The 22,873-nt window shown below is 45.0% G+C and carries 28 protein-coding genes and 1 tRNA gene; 21 read left to right on the top strand and 8 right to left on the bottom strand.

Annotated elements, in window-relative coordinates:
* Positions 1-13 precede the first annotated feature (13 nt).
* The 10 genes from rpoC to trmB all read left to right on the top strand — a co-directional run bounded on the left by rpoC (position 14) and on the right by trmB (position 12,647).
* Complete coding sequence (gene rpoC, locus H9L42_RS02915; RefSeq protein ID WP_187301956.1) at positions 14-3,802, top strand: DNA-directed RNA polymerase subunit beta'; 3,789 nt, start codon at positions 14-16, stop codon at positions 3,800-3,802.
* 156 nt (positions 3,803-3,958) lie between these two features.
* Positions 3,959-4,372 carry a 30S ribosomal protein S12 gene (rpsL, locus tag H9L42_RS02910; RefSeq protein ID WP_187301955.1) on the top strand — a complete coding sequence of 138 codons (414 nt, stop codon included), beginning with the start codon at positions 3,959-3,961 and terminating at the stop codon, positions 4,370-4,372.
* Positions 4,373-4,576: 204 nt separating this feature from the next.
* Entirely contained in the window at positions 4,577-5,047 is a 471-nt protein-coding gene (rpsG, locus tag H9L42_RS02905; protein ID WP_187301954.1) for a 30S ribosomal protein S7, read from the top strand.
* Between the two features lie 218 nt (positions 5,048-5,265).
* The gene (gene fusA, locus H9L42_RS02900) at positions 5,266-7,329 is read left to right on the top strand and encodes an elongation factor G (RefSeq protein WP_187302149.1); all 2,064 of its coding nucleotides are present in this window, start codon (positions 5,266-5,268) and stop codon (positions 7,327-7,329) included.
* A 19-nt stretch (positions 7,330-7,348) separates the two neighbouring features.
* Entirely contained in the window at positions 7,349-8,542 is a 1,194-nt protein-coding gene (gene tuf, locus H9L42_RS02895) for an elongation factor Tu (RefSeq protein ID WP_187301953.1), read from the top strand.
* Positions 8,543-8,676: 134 nt separating this feature from the next.
* Positions 8,677-9,495, top strand: coding sequence for a type I 3-dehydroquinate dehydratase (gene aroD, locus H9L42_RS02890; protein ID WP_187301952.1), 819 nt, complete (start codon positions 8,677-8,679; stop codon positions 9,493-9,495).
* Positions 9,496-10,335, top strand: coding sequence for an energy-coupling factor transporter ATPase (locus tag H9L42_RS02885; protein WP_187301951.1), 840 nt, complete (start codon positions 9,496-9,498; stop codon positions 10,333-10,335).
* Positions 10,320-11,174: an energy-coupling factor transporter ATPase gene (locus H9L42_RS02880; RefSeq protein ID WP_187301950.1), complete on the top strand. Its 855-nt coding sequence runs from the start codon at positions 10,320-10,322 to the stop codon at positions 11,172-11,174. The genes H9L42_RS02885 and H9L42_RS02880 overlap by 16 nt, the downstream gene beginning before the upstream one ends.
* 7 nt (positions 11,175-11,181) lie before the next feature.
* Entirely contained in the window at positions 11,182-11,982 is an 801-nt protein-coding gene (locus H9L42_RS02875; RefSeq protein ID WP_187301949.1) for an energy-coupling factor transporter transmembrane component T family protein, read from the top strand.
* Positions 11,983-12,014: 32 nt separating this feature from the next.
* Positions 12,015-12,647, top strand: a complete 633-nt coding sequence (gene trmB / locus H9L42_RS02870) for a tRNA (guanosine(46)-N7)-methyltransferase TrmB (RefSeq protein ID WP_243235630.1) — start codon at positions 12,015-12,017, stop codon at positions 12,645-12,647.
* 115 nt (positions 12,648-12,762) lie between these two features.
* Here the strand turns inward: trmB and H9L42_RS02865 are convergent, their stop codons facing one another.
* A complete protein-coding gene (locus tag H9L42_RS02865; protein WP_187301948.1) occupies positions 12,763-13,434 on the bottom strand; it encodes a M23 family metallopeptidase in 672 nt (223 codons plus the stop codon).
* Between the two features lie 124 nt (positions 13,435-13,558).
* Here H9L42_RS02865 and H9L42_RS02860 point away from each other — a divergent pair, with 124 nt between their 5' ends.
* Both H9L42_RS02860 and H9L42_RS02855 read left to right on the top strand, forming a co-directional pair.
* Positions 13,559-14,797: a pyridoxal phosphate-dependent aminotransferase gene (locus H9L42_RS02860; RefSeq protein WP_187301947.1), complete on the top strand. Its 1,239-nt coding sequence runs from the start codon at positions 13,559-13,561 to the stop codon at positions 14,795-14,797.
* 80 nt (positions 14,798-14,877) lie between these two features.
* Positions 14,878-14,951: transfer RNA gene (locus tag H9L42_RS02855), tRNA-Gly, on the top strand.
* 133 nt (positions 14,952-15,084) lie between these two features.
* Here the strand turns inward: H9L42_RS02855 and H9L42_RS02850 are convergent.
* The 5 genes from H9L42_RS02850 to H9L42_RS02830 all read right to left on the bottom strand — a co-directional run bounded on the left by H9L42_RS02850 (position 15,085) and on the right by H9L42_RS02830 (position 18,881).
* Positions 15,085-16,161, bottom strand: a complete 1,077-nt coding sequence (locus H9L42_RS02850) for a tyrosine-type recombinase/integrase (RefSeq protein WP_187301946.1) — start codon at positions 16,159-16,161, stop codon at positions 15,085-15,087.
* Between the two features lie 450 nt (positions 16,162-16,611).
* Positions 16,612-16,983: a PH domain-containing protein gene (locus H9L42_RS02845; protein WP_187301945.1), complete on the bottom strand. Its 372-nt coding sequence runs from the start codon at positions 16,981-16,983 to the stop codon at positions 16,612-16,614.
* 34 nt (positions 16,984-17,017) lie between these two features.
* Positions 17,018-17,923: an Ltp family lipoprotein gene (locus H9L42_RS02840; RefSeq protein ID WP_187301944.1), complete on the bottom strand. Its 906-nt coding sequence runs from the start codon at positions 17,921-17,923 to the stop codon at positions 17,018-17,020.
* A 60-nt stretch (positions 17,924-17,983) separates the two neighbouring features.
* A complete protein-coding gene (locus H9L42_RS02835) occupies positions 17,984-18,409 on the bottom strand; it encodes an ImmA/IrrE family metallo-endopeptidase (RefSeq protein ID WP_187301943.1) in 426 nt (141 codons plus the stop codon).
* Between the two features lie 58 nt (positions 18,410-18,467).
* The gene (locus H9L42_RS02830; protein WP_187301942.1) at positions 18,468-18,881 is read right to left on the bottom strand and encodes a helix-turn-helix domain-containing protein; all 414 of its coding nucleotides are present in this window, start codon (positions 18,879-18,881) and stop codon (positions 18,468-18,470) included.
* Between the two features lie 198 nt (positions 18,882-19,079).
* Between H9L42_RS02830 and H9L42_RS02825 the strand changes: the two genes are divergently transcribed.
* Together H9L42_RS02825 and H9L42_RS02820 are read left to right on the top strand one after the other, a co-directional pair.
* On the top strand, positions 19,080-19,268 hold the full coding sequence (locus H9L42_RS02825; RefSeq protein WP_187301941.1) for a helix-turn-helix domain-containing protein: 189 nt from the start codon (positions 19,080-19,082) through the stop codon (positions 19,266-19,268).
* 45 nt (positions 19,269-19,313) lie between these two features.
* The gene (locus tag H9L42_RS02820; RefSeq protein ID WP_187301940.1) at positions 19,314-19,517 is read left to right on the top strand and encodes an XRE family transcriptional regulator; all 204 of its coding nucleotides are present in this window, start codon (positions 19,314-19,316) and stop codon (positions 19,515-19,517) included.
* 114 nt (positions 19,518-19,631) lie between these two features.
* Here H9L42_RS02820 and H9L42_RS02815 read toward each other — a convergent pair whose 3' ends face one another.
* Positions 19,632-20,333, bottom strand: coding sequence for a hypothetical protein (locus H9L42_RS02815; protein ID WP_187301939.1), 702 nt, complete (start codon positions 20,331-20,333; stop codon positions 19,632-19,634).
* Between the two features lie 152 nt (positions 20,334-20,485).
* Here H9L42_RS02815 and H9L42_RS02810 point away from each other — a divergent pair, with 152 nt between their 5' ends.
* The gene (locus tag H9L42_RS02810) at positions 20,486-20,668 is read left to right on the top strand and encodes a hypothetical protein (RefSeq protein WP_187301938.1); all 183 of its coding nucleotides are present in this window, start codon (positions 20,486-20,488) and stop codon (positions 20,666-20,668) included.
* Here the strand turns inward: H9L42_RS02810 and H9L42_RS02805 are convergent.
* The gene (locus tag H9L42_RS02805; RefSeq protein ID WP_187301937.1) at positions 20,663-21,199 is read right to left on the bottom strand and encodes a hypothetical protein; all 537 of its coding nucleotides are present in this window, start codon (positions 21,197-21,199) and stop codon (positions 20,663-20,665) included. The genes H9L42_RS02810 and H9L42_RS02805 overlap by 6 nt on opposite strands.
* A gap of 136 nt (positions 21,200-21,335) precedes the next feature.
* Between H9L42_RS02805 and H9L42_RS02800 the strand changes: the two genes are divergently transcribed.
* The 6 genes from H9L42_RS02800 to H9L42_RS02775 form a co-directional block, all read left to right on the top strand.
* Complete coding sequence (locus H9L42_RS02800) at positions 21,336-21,515, top strand: hypothetical protein (RefSeq protein ID WP_187301936.1); 180 nt, start codon at positions 21,336-21,338, stop codon at positions 21,513-21,515.
* Positions 21,505-21,648 (top strand): hypothetical protein, encoded by a 144-nt coding sequence (locus tag H9L42_RS02795; RefSeq protein ID WP_187301935.1) that lies wholly within the window; start codon positions 21,505-21,507, stop codon positions 21,646-21,648. Before H9L42_RS02800 ends, H9L42_RS02795 begins: the two co-directional genes overlap by 11 nt.
* Entirely contained in the window at positions 21,629-21,838 is a 210-nt protein-coding gene (locus H9L42_RS02790) for a hypothetical protein (RefSeq protein ID WP_187301934.1), read from the top strand. The genes H9L42_RS02795 and H9L42_RS02790 overlap by 20 nt, the downstream gene beginning before the upstream one ends.
* A complete protein-coding gene (locus H9L42_RS02785; RefSeq protein WP_187301933.1) occupies positions 21,835-21,993 on the top strand; it encodes a hypothetical protein in 159 nt (52 codons plus the stop codon). Before H9L42_RS02790 ends, H9L42_RS02785 begins: the two co-directional genes overlap by 4 nt.
* Before the next feature lie 13 nt (positions 21,994-22,006).
* The gene (locus tag H9L42_RS02780) at positions 22,007-22,258 is read left to right on the top strand and encodes a hypothetical protein (RefSeq protein ID WP_187301932.1); all 252 of its coding nucleotides are present in this window, start codon (positions 22,007-22,009) and stop codon (positions 22,256-22,258) included.
* Positions 22,259-22,371: 113 nt separating this feature from the next.
* Positions 22,372-22,873 (top strand): hypothetical protein (locus H9L42_RS02775; protein ID WP_465270637.1); only part of this gene is annotated, 502 nt, incomplete at its 3' end.

Below are 22,873 nucleotides of genomic sequence, written 5' to 3'. Positions count from 1 at the left end.
GGAGAAGTGACCAATGAGTGAAAACAATAACTATGAGTTAAATAATTTTGAGTCCCTGCAGATCGGTCTGGCATCTACGGAAAAGATTCTGGAATGGTCGCATGGCGAGGTTACCAAACCTGAAACCATTAACTACAGGACCTTAAAACCTGAAAAAGAAGGCCTTTTTTGCGAACGGATTTTCGGGCCGCAAAAGGACTGGGAGTGTCACTGTGGAAAATATAAGAGAATCCGCTATAAAGGCATTGTCTGTGACCGCTGTGGCGTTGAAGTAACAAAAGCGAAAGTAAGAAGAGAGCGTATGGGACATATCAAACTGGCCGCGCCGGTTTCCCATATTTGGTACTTCAAAGGAATTCCGTCACGCATGGGACTGGTACTGGACATTTCTCCGAGAAATCTGGAGAAGGTGTTGTATTTCGCGGCCTATATCGTAATTGATCCGGGCGAAACGGAATTTGTATATAAAGAAGTGCTGACGGAGCAGCAGTACCGGGAAGCGAAGGATAAATACGGAAACGGCTTCCGCGCCGCTATGGGGGCGGAAGCTGTCCGGGAACTCCTGACTCATATCGATCTGGACGAACTGTCCGCGGAGCTGCGTGAAAAGCTGAAAGGCGCTACCGGACAGAAGAAGATTCGAATCGTGCGGCGTCTGGAAGTTATTGAAGCGCTGCGTTCTTCCGGCAACAAACCGGAGTGGATGATTCTGGAAGTTATTCCGGTTATCCCGCCGGATCTGCGTCCGATGGTACAGCTGGACGGCGGAAGATTCGCCACCTCGGACTTAAACGATCTGTACCGGAGAGTGATTAACCGGAACAACCGTTTGAACCGTCTGCTGGAACTGGGAGCTCCGGATATTATCGTAAGAAACGAAAAGAGAATGCTTCAGGAAGCGGTGGACGCGCTGATTGATAACGGCAGGAGAGGAAGACCGGTAACCGGTCCGGGATCAAGACCTTTAAAATCCCTTTCCGATATGCTGAAAGGGAAGCAGGGGCGTTTCAGACAGAACCTGCTGGGCAAGCGTGTTGACTACTCCGGCCGTTCCGTAATCGTAGTAGGTCCGGAACTGCGGTTCTGGCAATGCGGGTTGCCAAAGAAAATGGCTTTGGAACTGTTCAAGCCGTTTATTATGAAAAAACTGGTGGAAAACGGTTACGCCCATAACATCAAGAGCGCCAAGAGAATGGTGGAAAAAGTACGTCCTGAGGTATGGGACGTTCTGGAAGGCGTTATCAAGGAGCATCCGGTTATGCTCAACCGTGCCCCGACCCTTCATAGACTGGGAATCCAGGCTTTTGAACCGGTACTGGTAGAAGGTAAGGCGATCAAGCTGCACCCGCTGGTATGTACGGCCTTTAACGCGGACTTCGACGGCGACCAGATGGCGGTGCATGTACCCCTTTCCGTAGAAGCTCAGGCAGAAGCCAGATTCCTGATGCTTTCGGTTAACAACATCCTGGCGCCGAAAGACGGATCTCCGATTACGACGCCGACACAGGATATGATTCTGGGAAGCTACTATCTGACCCATCCGGGTGTGGAAGAGAGAAACACGGCGGCGGAAAAGGGAGACGGCAAAATTTTCACAGATATCGACGAAATGCTGATGGCTTACCAGAACCATGAAGTGGGTCTTCACGCGAAAGTAAAAGTACGGATGTATAAGGATGAAGAAGATACAAGAGGCCGGCTGGTAGAGTCCACGGTGGGAAGATTTATTTTCAACCAGCAGATTCCGCAGGACCTGGGATTTGTAGACAGAGACGCGGATCCTTACGCACTGGAAATTGACTTCCTCTGTGACAAGAAAAAGCTGGGTCAGATTATCGACCGGTGCTATCGGATGCACGGCAACACCGGAACAGCCATCATGCTGGATTATATTAAAGATATGGGATTCCATTACTCCACGAGAGCCGCTATTACCATCGGTATCTCGGATATGGAAATTCCGGAAGCAAAGAAAAGCATCATCGCGGAATCCGAGAAGATGGTTGATAAATACGAAAAAGCGTTCCGCAAGGGTCTTGTATCCAATCAGGAACGTTATGAGAAAGTTATCGAGATCTGGAATAAAACGACAGACGATGTGGCCGACGCGCTGATGGATTCTCTGGGAACCCTGAACAATCTGTTTATCATGGCTCACTCCGGAGCGCGAGGCAGTAAAAACCAGATCCGCCAGATCGGCGGTATGCGTGGTCTGATGGCGAACGCGACCGGTAAAACCATCGAAATGCCGATCAAGGCAAACTTCCGTGAGGGACTTTCCGTATTGGAATACTTTATTTCCTCCAATGGAGCCAGAAAGGGTCTTGCCGATACGGCGCTGCGTACAGCCGACTCCGGATATCTGACAAGAAGACTGGTTGACGTTTCCCATAACGTAATTGTCCGCGAATTTGACTGCGGTACTGATGAGGGAATCGCGGTTCGGGCCTTTACCGACGGAAAAGAAGTCATCGAATCCTTGAAACTGCGTATTATCGGAAGAACGTCACTGACGGATATTTATCATCCGGAAACTGGCGTGATGATCGTAGAGCAGAACGAGGAAATCACGGAAGAACAGGCTCAGGCCATTGAGGACGCTGGCATTGAATCCGTTGCCATCCGTTCGGTTATGACCTGCCACAGCAAATCGGGAATCTGCGCCAAGTGCTACGGCAGAAACCTGGCAACCGGTGAATCGGTCAATATCGGAGAGGCAGTCGGCATTACAGCGGCTCAGTCCATTGGAGAGCCGGGTACGCAGCTTACCATGAGAACCTTCCATACCGGCGGTGTCGCAGGTTCGGATATCACCCAGGGTCTTCCGAGAGTTGAAGAGCTGTTTGAGGCCAGAAAGCCGAAAGGTCTTGCCGAAATCTGTGAAGCGGATGGAACGGTTGTTTCTATCGAAGCCAGAAAGGATAACAAGACGCAGATCAAAGTGCGCGGCGAAGAGGAACGGGAGTACATTGTACCTTACGGCGCAAGACTGAGCGTCAAAGAAGGCGACTATGTGCTGGCTGGACAGAATATTACCAGAGGTCCTCTGGATCCGAAGGATATCCTTCGCCTTAACGGTGTAGAGGGAGTTTATCAGTACCTGCTGAAAGAAGTACAGCGTGTATACAAGCAGCAGGGTGTAGACATTAACGACAAACACGTTGAAGTTATTGTAAGCCAGATGCTTTCCAAATGTAAAATTACAGACGCGGGAGATACTTCTCTGCTTCCGGGCGGACAGTACAGCAAGTTCGAGATTGAAGAAGCAAACGCAGCTCTCGATGAAGATCAAGCGCCGGCGCAGTATGAGCGGATCCTGCTGGGAATTACGAAAGCGTCCCTTGCGACTAACTCCTTCCTGTCGGCGGCATCCTTCCAGGAAACAACGAGAGTCCTGACTGACGCGGCGATCAAAGGAAAGAACGACAAGCTTCAGGGTCTGAAGGAAAATGTAATCATCGGTAAACTGATTCCGGCAGGAACCGGTATGAAGCGGTATAAGAATATCGAATTGGATTACGGTGTGAATACCGCGCTGATGGAAGCCTATACGGCCATGATGGCAGAGGAGGAAGAGGAAGAAGATGATTTCCTCGCAGAAGCTCCGGCACTGGAAGGTGACGAAGGAGAATCTTTTGAAGAAACACAAGCGTTTGAAGAATCTCAGTTAGAGGCTGACTCGTTTGACGGTGAAATGGCGGAAGACGAAGCAGCAGAAGAGGATTCGGACTTTGATATGAAAGAAGCAGCTTTCGGAGAAGAAGGAAACGAGATCTTTGATGAAGAAGATAGCGAGAATTAAATTGACTTTTTGCGGAAGACTGTGATAAAATTGACTACGGTTTCGGGCTTTTTTATAAAAGCCCGAAATTAAAGTGTTTAAAAGGTTTTAAACCTGTTTGTGGGTTTAAAATAAATGAAACAGCCCAAAAGGGCGTAACAAAGAAAGGAGAAAAGAATGCCTACTATCAACCAATTAGTACGTCAGGGCAGAACCAGCAGCGTGAAAAAGTCAACTGCGCCGGCTCTGGGTAAGGGAATGAACTCACTGAAGAGAATTCCGACCGATGTAAATTCACCGCAGAAGAGAGGCGTATGCACTTCTGTAAAAACGGTTACCCCGAAAAAGCCGAATTCCGCTCTTAGAAAAGTTGCAAGGGTTCGCCTTACGAATGGTATTGAAGTAACCGCGTATATTCCTGGTATTGGTCATAATCTGCAGGAACACAGCGTTGTGCTGATTCGCGGCGGAAGAGTAAGAGACCTTCCTGGTGTAAGATACCATATCGTTCGTGGAACGCTTGACACTGCTGGCGTAGCGGACAGAAGCCAGGCTCGTTCCAAATACGGTGCGAAGCGGCCTAAAAAGTAGTAATCGGTAAGAAAAAGTGTTCTTGATCATAGATAGATAATATATGTCATGAGCGCCGCGGGGGCGATTGCGGGATAAGGCTTTCGTCCACGAGTACCGAAAGCACACTCGCCCGTTTCCATTCGAGTTATCCGGTTACGGGGAGAGTAACTTTTCAAGAGACCATGAAAAGCGAAGTTAAAATCAGGCAAGGAGGGAAGAGAAGTGCCAAGAAAAGGAAATATACCAAAGCGTGAAGTGCTTCCTGATCCAGTTTACGGAAGTGTCGTTGTAGCAAAGCTGATTAACAGCATCATGCTGGACGGCAAAAAGGGAGTTGCGCAGAAGATCGTTTACGATGCTTTCAAGAAGGTGGAAGATACGACCGGTGAAAATCCGCTGGAAGTATTCGAAAAGGCAATGAATAATATCATGCCGGTTCTGGAAGTAAAAGCAAGACGTGTCGGCGGTGCCAACTATCAGGTTCCGGTAGAAGTACGTCCGGAAAGACGTCAGACCCTGGGACTGAGATGGCTGACCAAATATACAAGAGCCAGAGGTGAAAAAACTATGGCTGAAAGACTTGCGAAAGAGCTGATCGACGCGTCCAACAATACAGGTGGATCCGTAAAGAAGAAAGAAGATACGCATAAGATGGCTGAGGCGAATAAGGCGTTTGCTCATTACCGCTGGTAAATGGCTTGTTAAAATCGTCCCTAACTGCGTTAGCTGCGAATTCTGCGGTGCTCACGTACCATTTTACGTACGCTCCGCTCCTCGAATTCTTGCTGCCTTGTTATGAACGATTTTTCCTGCGCCATTTGGAAAAGCAGATGGCGGGAAAGCCTGCGGAAAAGCAGAATGTATATAGGCTTAGTCAAAATGTAAAACAAAAAGGTAGAAGGGAGGATATGATGCCTAGAAGTTTTCCATTAGAAAAAACTAGAAACATTGGTATTATGGCGCATATTGACGCCGGTAAGACCACAACCACAGAACGAATTCTTTTCTATACCGGAAGAACCCACAAGCTGGGCGAAACCCATGAGGGCGCGGCCACCATGGACTGGATGGAACAGGAACAGGAACGTGGTATCACTATCACCTCTGCTGCTACTACAGCACAATGGAAAGATGTAAGAATCAATATTATTGATACACCGGGACACGTGGACTTCACCGTTGAGGTAGAGCGTTCACTGCGTGTTCTGGACGGTGCGGTTACCGTACTCTGCGCAAAGGGAGGCGTTGAGCCTCAGTCGGAGACCGTTTGGAGACAGGCGGAAAAATACGGCGTACCGAGAATGATCTTTGTCAACAAGATGGACATCATGGGTGCGGACTTTTACAGAGTCGTGCAGATGGTAAAAGACAGACTGAAGGCCAACGCAGTGCCGATTCAGCTGCCGATCGGTTCCCAGGATGACTTTGTTGGAATTATTGACTTAGTAGAGATGAAGGCAGAGATTTACAAAGACGATCTTGGAAAGGAATTCTCCGTTGAGGAAATTCCGGACGACCTGAAAGATGTTGCCCAGGAATGGAGAGACAAGCTCCTGGAATCCGTTGCGGAAACAGACGAAGAGCTGATGATGAAATTCCTGGAAGGCGAAGAACTGACAAAGAAAGAAATTAAAGGCGCGATCCGTAAATGTACGCTGGCAAACGAAATGATTCCGGTAACATGCGGTTCCGCTTACAGAAACAAGGGTGTTCAGATGATGCTGGACGCGGTTGTTGACTATATGCCGTCTCCGCTGGATATTCCACCGATTAAGGGTGTTGTTCCGGGTACGGAAGAGGAAGAAGAACGTCCCGCGGATGACAAGGGACCATTCGCCGCTCTGGCGTTTAAAATCATGGCAGACCCGTTTGTAGGTAAGCTGGCTTTCTTCCGCGTATACTCCGGAACCCTGAACTCCGGTTCCTATGTGTACAACTCCACAAAGGGAAAGAAGGAGAGAATCGGAAGAATCCTGCAGATGCACGCTAACAAGAGAGAAGAAATTTCCGAAGTTTACTCCGGAGATATCGCGGCTGCAGTTGGTCTGAAAGATACAACGACAGGAGATACCCTGTGTGATGAAAAGCATGAGATTATTCTGGAATCCATGGAATTCCCGGATCCGGTAATTGAAATCGCCATCGAGCCGAAGACAAAGGCCGGACAGGAAAAAATGGGTATCGCTCTCGCCAAGCTGGCGGAAGAAGACCCGACTTTCAAGACTTACACCAATGAAGAAACCGGTCAGACTATCATCGCCGGAATGGGAGAACTCCATCTGGAAATCATCGTTGACCGTCTTCTGCGTGAATTCAAGGTAGAAGCCAATGTCGGCAAACCGCAGGTTTCCTACAAAGAAACCATTACGCAGAACGCGGATGTGGATCACAAGTACGCCAAACAGTCCGGCGGACGTGGTCAGTACGGTCATGTTAAAATTAAAATTTATCCGAGAGAGCCGGGTGAAGGCTTTGAATTCAAAAACTCTATCGTCGGAGGTGCGATTCCGAAGGAATACATTCCAAAGATCGAGGAAGGAATCAAAGAAGCGATGCAGACCGGCCCGGTTGCGGGATATCAGGTTGTCGATGTAGGCGTAGAGCTGTACGACGGTTCTTACCACGAAGTCGACTCCTCGGAAATGGCATTTAAAATTGCCGCTTCCATGGCATTCAGAGAAGCCTGCAAAAAAGCGAAACCGGTACTCCTCGAACCGATCTTTAAAGTGGAGGTTACGGTTCCGGAGGAATACATGGGCGATGTAATCGGCGATATCAGTTCCAGAAGAGGAAGAATCGAAGGATCGGATATGAACAACGGCGCAGTTGCGGTCAGAGGATTCGTTCCGCTTTCCGAGATGTTCGGATACGCAACCGACCTGCGTTCCAAGACACAGGGCCGCGGCGTCTATGTAATGCAGTTTGACCACTTTGAAAAACTGCCGGATAGCTTAGTAGAGTCAATTAACAAATAAGTAAAGGAGAAATTAAGAAATGGCAAAGGAAAAGTTTGAAAGAACGAAACCGCATATTAATATCGGAACCATCGGTCACGTAGACCACGGAAAGACAACACTGACAGCGGCCATCACAACAACGCTGCAGGAAAGATATCATCTGGGAGAAAAAGTAGCGTTCGACCAGATCGACAAGGCTCCGGAAGAAAAAGAAAGAGGAATCACCATCGCGACCGCGCATGTAGAATATGAAACACCGAACAGACACTACGCGCACGTAGACTGCCCGGGACACGCGGACTATGTAAAGAACATGATCACAGGAGCGGCGCAGATGGACGGAGCGATCCTGGTTGTAGCAGCGACAGACGGACCGATGCCGCAGACCAGAGAGCACATTCTGCTGTCCAGACAGGTAGGCGTACCGTACATCATCGTATTCCTGAACAAGTGCGATATGGTAGATGACGAAGAGCTGCTGGATCTGGTAGAAATGGAAGTAAGAGAGTTGCTGGATGAATACGAATTCCCGGGAGATGACACACCGATCATCCGTGGTTCCGCACTGGGCGCGCTGGAAGATCCTGCAGGTCCGTGGGGAGACAAGATCATCGAACTGATGGAAGCAGTAGACAGCTACATTCCGGAACCGCAGAGAGACAATGACAAACCGTTTATCATGCCGGTAGAGGACGTATTCTCCATTACAGGCCGTGGAACGGTAGCAACAGGAAGAGTAGAAAGAGGAAGCCTGAAGGTCGGCGAAGAAGTAGAAATCGTAGGACTGACAGACGAAAAGAGAAAAGTAGTAGTAACGGGAATCGAAATGTTCCGTAAGCTGCTGGATGTAGCGGAAACCGGAGACAACATCGGAGCGCTGCTGAGAGGCGTGCAGAGAGATGAAATCGAAAGAGGACAGGTACTGGCGGCGCCGGGAACGATTCATCCGCATACAAAGTTCACAGGAGAAGTATACGTACTGAAGAAGGAAGAAGGCGGAAGACATACACCGTTCTTTAACGGATACAGACCGCAGTTCTACTTCCGGACAACCGACGTAACAGGGGATCTGCAGCTGCCGGAAGGAACCGAGATGTGCATGCCTGGAGATAACATCTCCATGACGATTTCCCTGATCACACCGATCGCCATCGAAGAAGGACTGAGATTCGCGATTCGTGAAGGCGGAAGAACCGTAGGATCCGGAGTTGTATCTGGAATCATCGAGTAATTCGGATTACAGAAGAGAAAAGAGAAATTCGGGCAGGCCAGGCGGCCTGCCTGTTTTTTTATCCTGCGATATTGACGAAATGGCAAAAGTGTACTAGACTAAGGGATAGCAAAGCTTTGAGGAGAATAACGACTATGAAAACACTCACGATTGGAGAGTTGGAATTGGGTAGTGGGATGCCCAAAATCTGTATTCCTTTAACAGGGAAGTCGCAGGAGGAAGTTCTGAAGGAAGCGCGGCAGGCGGAAGAACTGCCGTGTCAGCTGGTAGAATGGCGCGCGGACTACATGCTGGCAGAGATGAAAGATATGACGCTCAGACAGAAAGGGGACGAGCTGAAGCAGGTTCTGAAATACTTGAGAATGGAGTTGGATCTGCCGATTATCTTTACGATCAGGACGAAAAAAGAAGGCGGCCAAGCGGAGCTATCAAAGAAAGAGTATTTTTTTATTAACCGTTTGATTGCGGAGGCCAGAATCGCGGATGTTATGGATATAGAGGCGTTTGACGCTCCGGGAAAGGTGGATGAACGGTCAATTCGTAAATTTATCGCTCTGGCGCACAAGCATCATACCCATGTCTTACTGTCCAATCATGATTTTGAGGGGACACCGGATTTGGTGGAGATGATGACCCGGTTCTTTGTTATGCAGGAGCTTGGCGGAGATCTGATGAAGTTGGCAGTTATGCCAAAGAAGGAGGAAGACGTATTTTGTCTTCTTGAGGTGGCGGCTCTGATGAGGGATACGTATGGGGAAATTCCTTTTATTGCCATTGCTATGGGCAAATTAGGGGCTACTACCAGGATTTGTGGAGGAGAGTTTGGAGCCGTCATTACCTTTGCATCGGGTGCCGAGGCTTCCGCTCCGGGACAGCTGGATGCAGTGACGCTGCAGAACTTCCTTCTGCAGTATTACCAAAAGGATAAAGAGGGAAAGAGAGATACAGAATAAATGGAAGACATGATTCGGATAGAAGATCTGGTATTTGAATATACCAGAGATGAGGATCAGCAGCCTGTCAGCGCAATCCAGAATGTTTCCCTGAATATCGAAAAGGGAAGCTTTACTGCGATTATTGGACGGAATGGATCCGGAAAATCGACCTTGGCAAAAAATATTAACGCCTTGCTGCTTCCAAGCAGCGGGGCTGTTTATGTTAACGGATTCGATACCAGAAAAGAAGAGCAGGTCTGGGATATTCGGCAGAGTGCGGCGATGGTTTTCCAAAACCCGGATAACCAGATTGTTTCCTCTATTGTGGAGGACGATGTAGCCTTTGGGCCGGAAAATCTGGGGATTCCTCCTGAAGAAATTCGCAGGCGGGTGGATAATGCGCTGAACAGTGTAAATATGTACGAACATCGAAAGAAAGCGCCTCATCTCCTCTCCGGCGGGCAGAAACAGCGAATCGCGATTGCGGGGGCGATTGCCATGCGGCCGGAATGCATTGTGTTTGACGAGCCTACCGCGATGCTGGATCCGAAGGGTCGCAGTGAGGTCATGTCGATTATAAAGGAACTCCATGGGGAGGGAATCACCGTCGTCCTGATTACGCATTTTATGGAAGAAGCGGCCCAGGCGGATCGTATCGTTATTATGGATCAGGGAAAAATCGCGCTGGACGGCACGCCATGGCAGGTTTTTTCAAGGGTTGATGAACTCCGCAGGCTGAATCTGGATGTGCCTCTTCCTGTAGAATTGTGCTGCCGGCTGCGGCGCCGGGGAGTCGAAGTACCCGATACTATCATTACTATGGAAGAAATGGTTGAATTTTTATGTCAATACAAGTAAAGCATTTAACACATATATACAGTGAGGGGCTGCCTCAGCAGTCTGTCGCTCTGGAAGATGTTACGTTTTCCGCGGAGGATGGGCAGTTTGTAGGAATTATCGGGCATACCGGTTCCGGTAAATCTACCCTTGTCCAGCATTTAAACGGAATTCTGAAACCCAAATCCGGACAGATTATTGTCAGTGGAACCGATATTACGGCTGAAGGAGTGGTTCTGCGGGATATACGAAAAAAAATTGGATTGGTGTTTCAGTATCCGGAATACCAGTTGTTTGAGGAAACCGTAGAAAAAGATGTGGCTTTCGGACCCGGAAATCTCGGGTTGGGAGAGGATGAGATCCGGAGACGGGTTAAGGAGGCTATTGAACTGGTGGGTTTGGATTATGAGGAAATCCGTAAACGTTCTCCTTTCGATTTGTCGGGAGGACAGAAACGGCGGGTTGCTATTGCCGGCGTCATTGCCATGAAACCGGAGGTGCTGATCCTGGATGAGCCGACAGCGGGATTGGATCCGAAAGCTCATCGGGATGTACTGCAAATGATTGAAAAGGTCCATTCTCATGAAGGAAACATCATTTTTCTCATTTCTCACAATATGGATGATATTGCCAGAATGGCGGATAAAATCCTGGTTATGGACAATGGCAGACTCGCGATGCAGGGGACGGCGGAAGAAATTTTTTCACAGGAAGAAAAACTGGCGTCCATGGGACTCGCGCTCCCGTCCTCCGCGCAATTGATGAAGCTGGCAAGAAAAAAGGGCCTGCCGTTTGATGGGAATTTTTTGCGGATCGAGGATGCGGAAGAGGCTCTATACCAATTTTTAAAAAAGGATTAATTAAGAAATGATACGAGATATTACGCTGGGGCAGTATTACCAGGCAGAGTCCTGGATTCACAGACTGGACCCGAGACTGAAAATTATAGCTACGCTGGTATATATCGCGGCGCTTTTCGTGGTAGATGATTTTTTGGGATTTATCATTGCGGCAGTTGTGCTGGGAGTTGTCATCGCGGTTTCAAAAGTCCCGCTGAAATTTATACTGCGGGGGTTGAAGCCGATTTTTCTCATCATTCTTTTTACCTTTGTTCTGAATCTGTTTATGGTGCAGGGAAAAGTACTCGTACATGTCTGGATTTTCAGCATTACAGAAGAAGGCCTGCGGATGGCGGTATTTATGGCGGCGCGCCTGATCCTTCTGATTATCGGATCTTCTCTTTTGACACTTACTACAAAGCCTATTAGTCTGACAGATGGAATTGAAGCGTTACTATCCCCGTTTCGCAGGATTGGAGTGCCGGCTCACGAATTGGCTATGATGATGACGATTGCCTTACGGTTTATTCCGACCCTTCTGGAAGAAACGGATAAGATTATGAAGGCGCAGCAGGCTCGGGGAGCTGATTTTGAGAGCGGTAACATGCTGCGGAGAGCGAAAAGTCTGATCCCAATTCTGGTGCCGCTGTTTATCAGTGCTTTTCGGATCGCGCAAGAACTGGCAATGGCTATGGAAGCGCGTTGTTACCGGGGTGGGAAGCACAGAAGCCGCATGAACGGAATGAAATTTGTCGGGCGGGATTTGGTTGCGACAGTTTTATTGGCGGCATTCCTGGCAATGATGATTGCAGAGCGGATAGTATTATAATATATGAGAGTTCGAAAGGCTGCAGGAGGACGATGAGACAGAGAAAAGCAAAAAATATGGAAGAACGCATGGCAGCTTTGCGTTGTTATCAAATTCAGGATCCTTTTTCCTGGAAAAGCAGATGGGCACAGGCCTTTGAGAAAGAAGGGCCTGTTTATTTAGAACTGGGCTGCGGTAAGGGGCAATTCCTGACAACACAGGCGTTGCGAGATGTTAGCAAGAATTTCGTCGGAATTGAGGGACAGGACAGCGTGCTGCTGCGAGCCCTTGAAAAAACAGACGAAAAGGAAATCGCAAATATACGATTTGCGCATCTTTTTGTCAGAGATATCCGAGATTTGTTTGATGAGGGTGAACTGTCGGGAATTTATCTTAATTTTAGCGATCCGTGGCCGAAAAAGCGGCATATGAAAAGGCGGCTCACCTATGGGGAATACCTGCTCCGCTATCGGCAGGTTATCAAAAAAGATGGGTTCATTGCTATTAAAACAGATAACGATGATCTTTTTGATTTTACCTTAGAAGAGATTCAGCGGACAGGGCTTGAAATCAGGGAAATGACGAGAGATTTACATAACAGCAGTTATAAAGCGAAAGAAATTACGACCGAGTATGAAGATAAATTCCGCGCTGCCGGCAATCCGATTCATTATGTTATGGTATAAAAGCTAAGGCGTGTGAATTTGTGTCCAAAAGTAGCTTGCTGCGCACTAGGAAAAAAGGAGGCATGCCATTCCAATCCGTTTTCAGCAGAACCGCGGAGGCAGCCTCTTTCCTAATTTATAGCCCTTTGATATAATCTACAGGATTCACATAAGCGCTGTCCTTTGTCATTTCAAGGTGCAAGTGGGATTCCTCCATAATTTCAAAGAGGGCCGTTTCTCCGACTGCTCCAATAATCTGTCCTTGCTGTACTACATCGCCCATTTCCGCAAGCCCCTGCTCGGCAAGATTCGAATAAGTAGAAATAATGCCATTTCCATGGTTAATTTCCACTGTCATACCATAGCGGTCATCTTCCGAAACTTTTGTTACCGTGCCCTCGGCAATCGCTTTGACTTTTGTGCTTAAAGGCGCGGCAAGATCCACTCCCGGATGGGTCATGTATTGATCCAGTGTTTTCGAATAAATCGGCATATCCATGGAATATTCCATCTGTATTCTGCCGTCCAGCGGCGGGGCATAGTCTGGGGTTCCCTCTGAACTACTGCTATTGTTTTCTGTATCCGTATTTTTATCCTTACTGTCCACCACAGGAGTACGTACGGCTGCTTCTCTATCTTCCGTATTCTCTGTGTTTTCCGTTGTCTGCGCCGTTTCCATATTCGTTCGTTCGGCATTTATCTTATTGAGACTGGATTTTACCGCGAATACAGAGGTAAGCGCTACAACGCAGAAACATAGGACCAACGCCAACGCTGCTCGATCTTTTTTCTTTTTTTGTTCTCGCATAAGATTCACCTCCAATATTCTTTATTATCGCCAGCCTTGAAAATTTTCATACGGTGAATTGCTTGTAATTAAAGGAAGTTCGTATTATAATAAATGAGTTCAAATTTTTATGAGGAGAAAAATAATGTCTGATTATATTTTGGCAAAGCAAAATGGAAGAACGATTCCACTTGAAGATAAAATTTTTGGCATCAGCAGCAGAGCCAAGGCCATGATTGCGGAAAAAGGAGCGGATAAGGTCATAAACGCGACAATCGGTTCCCTGTTAGATGACGAGGGGAAGCTGGTTGTGCTTTCTTCAGTCGTGGATACGATGAAAACCCTCAATCCTGTGGATTTTGCGGATTACGCGCCGATTGGAGGGACGCCTCAGTTCCGGGAAGCAGTGAAAAAAGCGGCTTTTGGCAGCTTTCAGCCATCCTGCTTTACAGAGGCGGTTGCTACTCCGGGTGGAACAGGCGCGATACGTAATACGATCTCCAATTACTCTCGGATGGGGGACAAAATTTTAACTTCAGATTGGCACTGGGCGCCGTACAACACGATTGCGGGCGAATTGGGGCGCTGCATAGACACCTATCCAATGTTTGATGAAAACGGAATGTTTCATGTAAACGCTTTTGGAGAAAAGGTGAGAGAATTGATAGCAGAGCAGAAGAGTCTGGTGATCATACTCAATACTCCGGCCCACAATCCAACCGGTTATTCGCTTACTTTGGAGGACTGGAGCGGCGTGTTGAATGTACTTAGAGGCGAAGCTGGAAAAGCGGAAAGCATTGTGCTGCTGGTAGACGCCGCGTATATTGATTTCGCAGGTGATGAGGAGGAATATCGGAGGTTCCTGCCGGAACTGGAGAAGCTTCCTGAGAATATTCTTCCTATTATCGCGTATAGTTTATCCAAAACCTATACCCTTTATGGAACAAGATGTGGAGCTATGATTTGTATGGCGCAGACGGCAGAAGTCGCGGCTGAGTTTAGACGCGTATGTGAGTTTTCCTCACGGGGATCCTGGTCCAACAGCGCGAAACTGGCACAGGTAATTTTATCGAAGATTTACGCGGACGAGGAGCTTTTGAAAAAGGTTAATGAGGAACGGGCGGAATATCGGGAAATGCTGATTCAGAGAGGACGGGCCTTTGAAGAAGAGGCACAGAAGGCGGGGCTTGAAATCGTGCCTTTTGACGCGGGGTTCTTTGCTTCGATTCCATGTGACAACCCGGACGAAATCAGCAGAAAGCTGGAGAAAGAAGGTCTGTTTATCGTTCCTCTGGCCAAGGGGCTGCGGGTCTCGGTGGCGTCTGTTTCGGAAGCCGCGTGCAGAAAGATTCCGGCGATGGTGAAAAAGGCTATGGCAGAGTAAAAAGGCGGAAAAGTTTATTTGACTATTTTAAGAAAATTATATATAATAAAAAGGTCCCGCATGAGTAAGGGACCTTTTATGCGGATGTGGTTCAATGGTAGAACTCCAGCTTCCCAAGCTGGCAACGGGGGTTCGATTCCCCTCATCCGCTCCAGGTGGAAAACCCGCTAGAACGCAGTATTTCAAGCGTCTGGCGGGTTTTGTAATTTCTGGTAATTTGTAATTTCCCCGCCCTAAATGGTCTATTTGGGTGGTAAAGTGTTGCAGTTAGTGTTGCACAACTTCGCCTAAATTTTTACATTTTCGTTACTGGTATTGGACGAATTTCTAAATTTATCCAATAGTTTTGAAGCGTTTTCAAGAGATGTTTCGGTGTAATGGGTATAAATTTTTGCGGTTAGGGAAATATCAGAGTGACCCATTAATTCCTTCGCTACGTTAATCGGAACACCTGCATCCTGTAAGTCTGTACAGAAAGTATGTCGTAAACAATAGGGCGTTAAATCATCGGCTACCATGCATGGGGGAATGATTGCGTTTCGATAAATTTTCCCTCCTGCTTGTATATGCATCTCGCGTTTGATTGCCTTCCACCTGCGCCGAATTGCCTCCTTGTTAAGTTGGGTGCCATTGTTCGTAGTAAATAAGAATTCAAATGGATCGATTTCGACCAGTTTAACAGAATCAAGAATTTCCTGCGGTACGGGAACATATCTTGACGCGTGATTCGATTTTTTCCCTGGCTTTTGTTTTGCGGTTTCTACATAGAGCAGCTTTTTCTTAAAATCAAAGTGTGCTTTTTTACACCGTGACGCTTCAATTGGACGGATTCCAGTATAAAGCATCAAACGAAACAACAGCCCGTATTCGTGATTTTGCGTTGCTCTTAAAAACAAGGCTCGCTCTTCATCAGTTAGAGTCCTGTGTGTTCCATCTTCACCGACTGGCACCTCAATCTTTTCTGCCGGATTTTTTGCGATCAGTTCATTTGTTTCAGCTGCGGAAAGCATCTGGTTCAAACATTGATAAATTTTTTTGATTCTGCTTCCTGAAAGCTGATTAATGTTTCGCATGATTTTTTGCAAATGAATCGCTTTTACATCCTTGAGACGCAGAGAGCCGATTACAGGAAGGATATGATTGTTTAAGCGTGTTTGATAGTCCTTATACTGTTCATCGCTCAAAACGGCAATTTTGTACGTCTGCATCCATTCCTGCGCCCAGTCCTTTACAAGCATATTGCTTTCTATGATTTTTCCTTCTTCCAGTTCTTTTAGTCTGAGTGCTTTATTTACTGCGACCTCCTTTTCGTCTTTTCCGCTTACATAATACCGTTTACCTTCAAATGTAAACGCTCCTCTCATATTATCAGCTCCTTTCTGATTTAGGGTATAAAAAATACCGCCTTGTCAAAAGTCGGCTGCAATGATACAATAATCTTGCTTAGGGATAGATTGCAGCATTGCAGCTATCAACATGGCTCCCAGAGATGGGGGCTTTTGTTTTGTTGACTTTTCAGGTATATTTGCTATAATATACTTAACAAGACAGCCGGAAGGTGAATGCAGCTCACCCGCTCCGGCGAACCGTCAGCTTATAGCCGTCAGCTTACCCGAGCAGGACGGCTATTTTTTATGGGCATATAACGCCAGTGTTGAAACTGCACAAAGCATTATCACAAACTGGAATAAATCCGTATATGTAACCATATGCGCCACCCCCTTCCGCAAGACTCGGAGCGAGTGGCAGCACGTCCCCGGCTGCCTTACTAAATTTATTAAGTTATTTGCCCCCGTTGCCAGGGGGCGTTTAGTTTACAAAATTGCGTTAGCTAGTAGCATGTCAAACTTTCTAATATCACATTTTTTATCAAGCATTACCTTTAAATGACCTGCTTTCGTCCATAACTCTACTTCTGCGTTAAAATCTAAAAGTCTTCCTGCGTTTTCAGTAGACCACATGACAATAGAAGAATATGGAAGGGAATAGATTTCAATCTTTTTCCCTTTGATACCTTGAGCATCTCTTACAATTAATCGCTTGTCTGTAAAAATCGCAACGTCACGGAACGTTTTATATGCTGCAACAGGAGTTTCCCCCTGCACTAACAAATTGTTCACATCCTCAGGAATAGAGATTTCTTCCAAAAAAGACCATGTTAACAGAGTTTCTAATTCGTTCGCCATAAGAACCCTCCTAATAAAAAATTAATTTCTCTTATTAATATCCAACTGCTTCAGCGCCATATACGGCTTGTTCGTGTGTATATCCTTCATATTCGAGCTGTTCGATTAACCCATCTCTTGAAAATGATGATACTTCAAGATAGGTTTTTGCGCTTTTAGCGGCTTGTTCCTTCCAGTTAGCACCGCAGTTTTCCACTGCATATTTCGCTTCAGAATCAGTATATCCCTCATACTTTAATTGTTCGATTAATCCACTTTTTGAAAATCCGGAAAATGATAAATAATTTAAAGCAGACGCAAGGGCATTAGCTTCTCCTGTAGTAACGCTTTTTGTTTCTTTGCTTGATTTACTTTCGGTCCCTAAAATTTTATCAAGGCTTTTCTGGATTTGTTCCAGATTTGATTTTGTTGATTCGTCTGAAGTTTTTTCGGCTCCACGATAAACGTATTTAATTGCCTGAGATGTATCCATTCCTAAAGTTCTGTAAGGCTCTTCTCCATTTTCCCAGTACTCAAGCAAATATCCATAATACATTGCCTTTTCCATCGTGGAGTTGTCCTTATAGAAGTCAGGATTGGTGTCAGAAATATATTTTACTAATTTATCTGCCGTTTCCTGATTCATTTTGGACACATTATCTTTTGCCATTTGAGCAATTTCATCAACCCTTTCAGTAGTTCCTTCTTTTGCTGATAAATTAGGTACTTTTGTAATATCAGCATTTTCGTTTAATGCTACTGTGTTTTTCTCTGCATCTTGAGCTGGTGTACTTTCCTCTCCTTCAAGTGCAGTTCCAATTCCTCCAATAACAAAGATAACAACTAAAACGATAAACCACCATCTTTTGTAGATTGGCTTCTTTGGTTTTTTGGGTGATTCGGATCCGCCGCTATGATTGTTGGTAATTTTGGGATCTGCTGTGTTTTGATCTTTACTCATGTTCTAGCCCTCCTAAAAAAAGTAAATAAGATATAATTGCTTAATCCCAATACCCCGTTTTTACCTCGTTCTCAGTTCTATAATTTCCACAGGCAGCCCATAGATCGCTGCAATCTGACTGATGGTATAGTCCTTGTATCCTCTTAAATCTGTATCTGAGATAATTAACTCCGCTGCAAACTTATTTGCTTCAATCTCATATCGACTTCGGGAGAAAAATGTTGTTTGTAAAAATGGAGCATTATGATTCGGGTGCATGACGAGATGACCGATTTCATGCGCCAGTACAAATCGTTCCTCCCATTCTTTTAAATCTTCGTGCAGGAAGATTTGTTTAATCCTCTTCTTATGATGACACAGTCCTCTTGTGCTTTTCCCTAAATCCATATAATGTACGATGATGTTCATATTATCTGCGATATTGTAAGGATTTCGGGTTTTGTACTTTTTGCGGACCTTGTCAGAGTAAAACCTCGTATCTAACAAAGGAATCGCCTCCCTGTTGCTATTGTATCAAAAGTACAGTCCAATTTTCTTCCCTGAATTACTTCCGGTATTTTTTCGGCGTAAATTTTTTCTTTGCCGCCAGAATGGCAGTACGTTCTGCTACTTCGATAGCCGCAAGGATTGCTTCCTGATCCTCTTCATCAAGAGGCTCACCGTCGTACATAATTCCGGTATCCGTGCGAAGCTGATTCTTAAAGTCGTCGAGAGCATTCTTTATATCCCTTTCGTCTTTTTTCGTAAGTTTTGGCTCCCATTCTTTTTCTTTTCCAGTCGTTAAATATTCCAGAGATACACCAAGAAAATCGGCAATCTTTTGTAATTTGTCCTGTTTAGGTGTGTATCGTCCTTTTTTCCAATCTGTTAATGTACTAGAAGCTATACCAGTAGCCCTAGTGACATCGGCTCCCTTCAAATTCTTTTCTTTGAGCAGCCTTTCAAATATTTCGTACATCAGCAGTATCCTTTCAGAAAATCTAAGAAAACCGTAAAAATTCCCTTGACTTTCTCGGAAAACCGAGATATACTATAGAAAACACGGAAATCCGAGAAAATGTATAGTGTTTGAGTTTGTTTGTTAAGTGCATTATATCGGATTTCCGAGATAAAGTAAAGTAAAAAATTAAGAAATCTTAAAAAGGAGGTGATATTTTTGTATGAAAAGTTTGAAGAGCTTTTAGAAGAGAGGCAAACCACAGCATATAGGGTGTCGAGGGATACTGGTATCGCAAGTTCTACTTTTTCTGACTGGAAAAGTGGAAGGAGTAAACCGAAAACCGAGAAGTTAAAAAGAATCGCAGATTACTTCGGTGTACCGATTGAGTATTTCTTAGAAGAGTAAAAGTCAAACGGATTAAGCCTGCAGTACCGGAAAGGAGGTAAGAAAATGCAACATTCAACCCTAATCGGGGAAATGGCAAAGAAAAAAATAACGATTGAGCAAATAGCAAAGCTGCTGAACATTCACAGGAACAGCGTTGCAAACAAACTGGGTGGGTCTACAGCTTTCACGATTGAAGAGGCAATCCAGATTCAGGAAACTTTCTTTCCAGATTGTAGTCTCAAGGAATTGTTCCGGAAGGAGGGATGAAAAGTGGATGAGGCTTTTAAAGAACGCATCACAAAAAAATACGAACAACACAGAGAGCTGACAAAAGAGATTGTACGTGGTCACTTTCCGATTTGGAAAAAATTATATGCAATTTTAATCCTTGCGTACTTCAGGAGTGTCATCCGAAAACATTAATGCATCAGAGATTTGATTAAACAATTCTGTCTCAGCAACAATGATTTTCTTGTCATCATTATTGATTGGCATGACTTCAACCTGTTTATCGGAATCCTGCTCGAACTGTTCAATGGCATTTATTAAATTACATCCGGTAATAGTTGAAATAAGGGCCAAGATATTCAAGATGTAAAATATTACTTTTCCAGCGGGCAATAAAGTACTTTTTATGTCCTGAAATGTAGAGCGGATGGTTTCCTCTTCGGTTTCATCGATCCATTCCTGCTCAGACATATCGTCAACGATGTCCGATGCGGAGTCGATCCATGATTCAATTATTGAATCATCTGCATGGAAGTTGTGTGTGAGATTTATAGGTTGTGTAAGAATAGTATCCCAATCGATGCAATTGTTAAAACGGTCAAGTGATTTCGAGTATTTCTCAAGTACGTTAGACGCAGGGCTGTAAATACCGTTAACAGCTTCAAGGATTGGAAGCTTCGGTAATTTATTAGCAATGCTAATTGCATCTCGAAATGGATCTGTCATTAGATTACGAATCCTATCATAGAATTCTTGATTTTCATTAAGATATTTTGTTAGTGCAGGATTGTGGAATTTATTGATAGCGTCAAGTTGCTTTTGCATTATATTACCAATCATATTGATGTCAGACATTGTTATCCTTTCTTAAAATACACAATATAACAAATAAATACACAATATATTGTACATCATGAAAGAAAAATGTCAATATGCGGAATTACACATTAGACTATCTCTTTGAACAGACAGATTAAACCTACAGTAACGGAAAGGAGGTGAGGTAGATGATCGCAGAAAGATTTTCAAATGGAGTTTTACTAAAAAATGAAGAAAAACAAGAGATTCTTATAAAGATAATGGCAGTAATAAAAAAAGAGCTCCCACCAGAAGCTCAAACAGTTGAAATTATTCAATGTATTTTTGATGATTGCAAAGAGTGGTTAATCAACTCAAAGGTTGAATTATAAATGTTTTTCAACAAGATCCTGCAAAGTATAAGAAATGATTTTTAACTCTTTATCCTTAGTAGAGGCTCTGGTTTGAACATTACATATTTCAGCATTTGGATTGATAAAAAATTCGTCATTATAGGTTTTAGTTGCAGAACGATATGAAATTTTAAAAACAAAAGGTTCCATATCGCTTGTGAATTTCAAGGAATCGATGACGCTTAACACAGATTGACCGGGGGCTACGTACGATCCAGCAGAAGCACTGAAAGGAACATGATCTTCATCAAAGCAATAAGCCTTTAAATTAGAAGAACAATCCAAAGATACGATTTCAGCACCGCTGCTACCAAAATTTTTCAACACAAGATAATATGATGGGTTTTGGAAGTTTGTCACTCTGCCATAGATAGAAATATATGGGCGGGTAGATTGTTCAATCATTTTGCTATTTTGCTTTAATGTAAGAACAACTATGATTACAGAGATTGCGGCGAGAAGAAAAGAGAGAATGCACAATATGATATTTATTGTTGTAGCTAAATCCATTTTTATTACCGTCCTTTTTTAACACATTCTACCACAGTATTAAAGGGGTGAAAAGATTAAAGGAAGGACAATTTTAACAAATTGTTTAAGCAGACAGGATAAAGAAAGGCGCAGTACTGGAAAGGAGGTGAAGCACATGTTACTGAAGAAAGTTTTATCTATCGACCGACAAACCGGAGAGCTTCTGGCAGAGAGATACACAGGAGAAGCAGATATGTCAGAGGAACGATTCTGGAAGCCGTTCGTTGAACTATATAAAGAGGATATGGAGAAGCTTGCAGAACGAATCGCGAAAGGAGGAAAACATGGCAGATAAAGTAGATTTAAGAAAAGTAGAAGAGGCTCTTTCGAGAGCCTTAACAGACCAGTACAGTCAATTCGGACTTGAGATTAAAGCTAAGCTTGTACCGAAAGATGAGGAGGACAAAGATGGAGAAACAAACACTTGAGAGAAAAATGGTAGCTTTTGTCGGGGGGTCTTACTTCATATCTGTTACACAGTTAGCAAAGTTCTTAGGAAAAGCAAAGGAATTTGCCTACAGGCTGGTAAATGGGCTTGAAAAGATACCCGGAGAGGTGAAAGGGACAAAGTATTTTATACCGGATGTTGCGGGGAAAATTATGGAGGTGAAGCGATGAAGTGGTTAGCGCTTGAGATTGTCTTTTCCTTGCTCTTCGGCATCCTGGTCCTGGCCGCGGCGCATTACCAGCGCGGGTACTGGGCGGTTGGTGCAGAGGTGGTGTTGCCGATCGCACTACTCATCATATTGCTAAGAACAGAAAGAGAAATTTAGGGAGGGAGTAAACATGGAACAAATTTATCAGAAGAAAGAGGCCTTTGTTAAACGGGTAAAGCTGGCATTAATCGCAGACGAGAGGAGCAGCGTAGCAGACATTACGTATCAGAGAAACGAACAGGGTTTGGAAACCATAATGGTTTTGTTTAAACTGGGAGGATTTCGCAGAATTAACGTAACCGGAAACAGCAATGGAGCAAATTATATGGAGATCGGAAGGGCTGTTTACGAAGGAGGTGCAAAGGGTGAAATGTTTAAATAATCCGTTACAAGAAAATGCTCCCGCCGGTGCGGCAACACCTGAGCAGGGAGCACGAGAAACTTATCACTTACAGAATAAACCAAAGAAGACGGTTTGTCAAATGGAGAAGAGAAATGAGTAAAACAAAAATTGAAGGTGATTATCGTCAATTTATGGATAAAACATATATCGGTGAGTGGGACTTGCCGGAAAGCGAGGATTTGACGGTGGAAATTGACCACGCAGAAGTGAACGAGGTCAAAAACGAACGGGGAACACAGGAAAAACTGTGTCTGCATCTCAGAGGAGGATATAAGCCTTTGATCCTGAATGCAACCAACGGAGCCAATGTATCCGAAGCTTTAGGGACAAAGGATGTGGCAAAATGGCAGGGCAAAAAAATTATTTTGTACCGAGAAAAGGTATCTGCCTTTGGAAAAACAACGATGGCAGTCCGGGTAAGGACGTACGCGCCAAAAGAAGAGATCTTCTGTGAGGAGTGCGGAGGGGTCATTCAGGCAGCGCACGGGAAAAGTCCGCGGCAGCTTGCTGCGTACACAAAAGAAAAATATGGGAAAGAACTTTGTGCAGCCTGCGCGACAAAGGCGGCGCAGAAAAAAGAAGAACAGGAGGCCA

It is taken from the genome of Zhenpiania hominis (assembly GCF_014333425.1).
GTDB classification, from domain to species: domain Bacteria; phylum Bacillota; class Clostridia; order Peptostreptococcales; family Anaerovoracaceae; genus Hominibacterium; species Hominibacterium hominis.
Note: the sequence above shows the minus strand (reverse complement) of the source record. Positions and strands in the feature narration are given on the sequence as shown.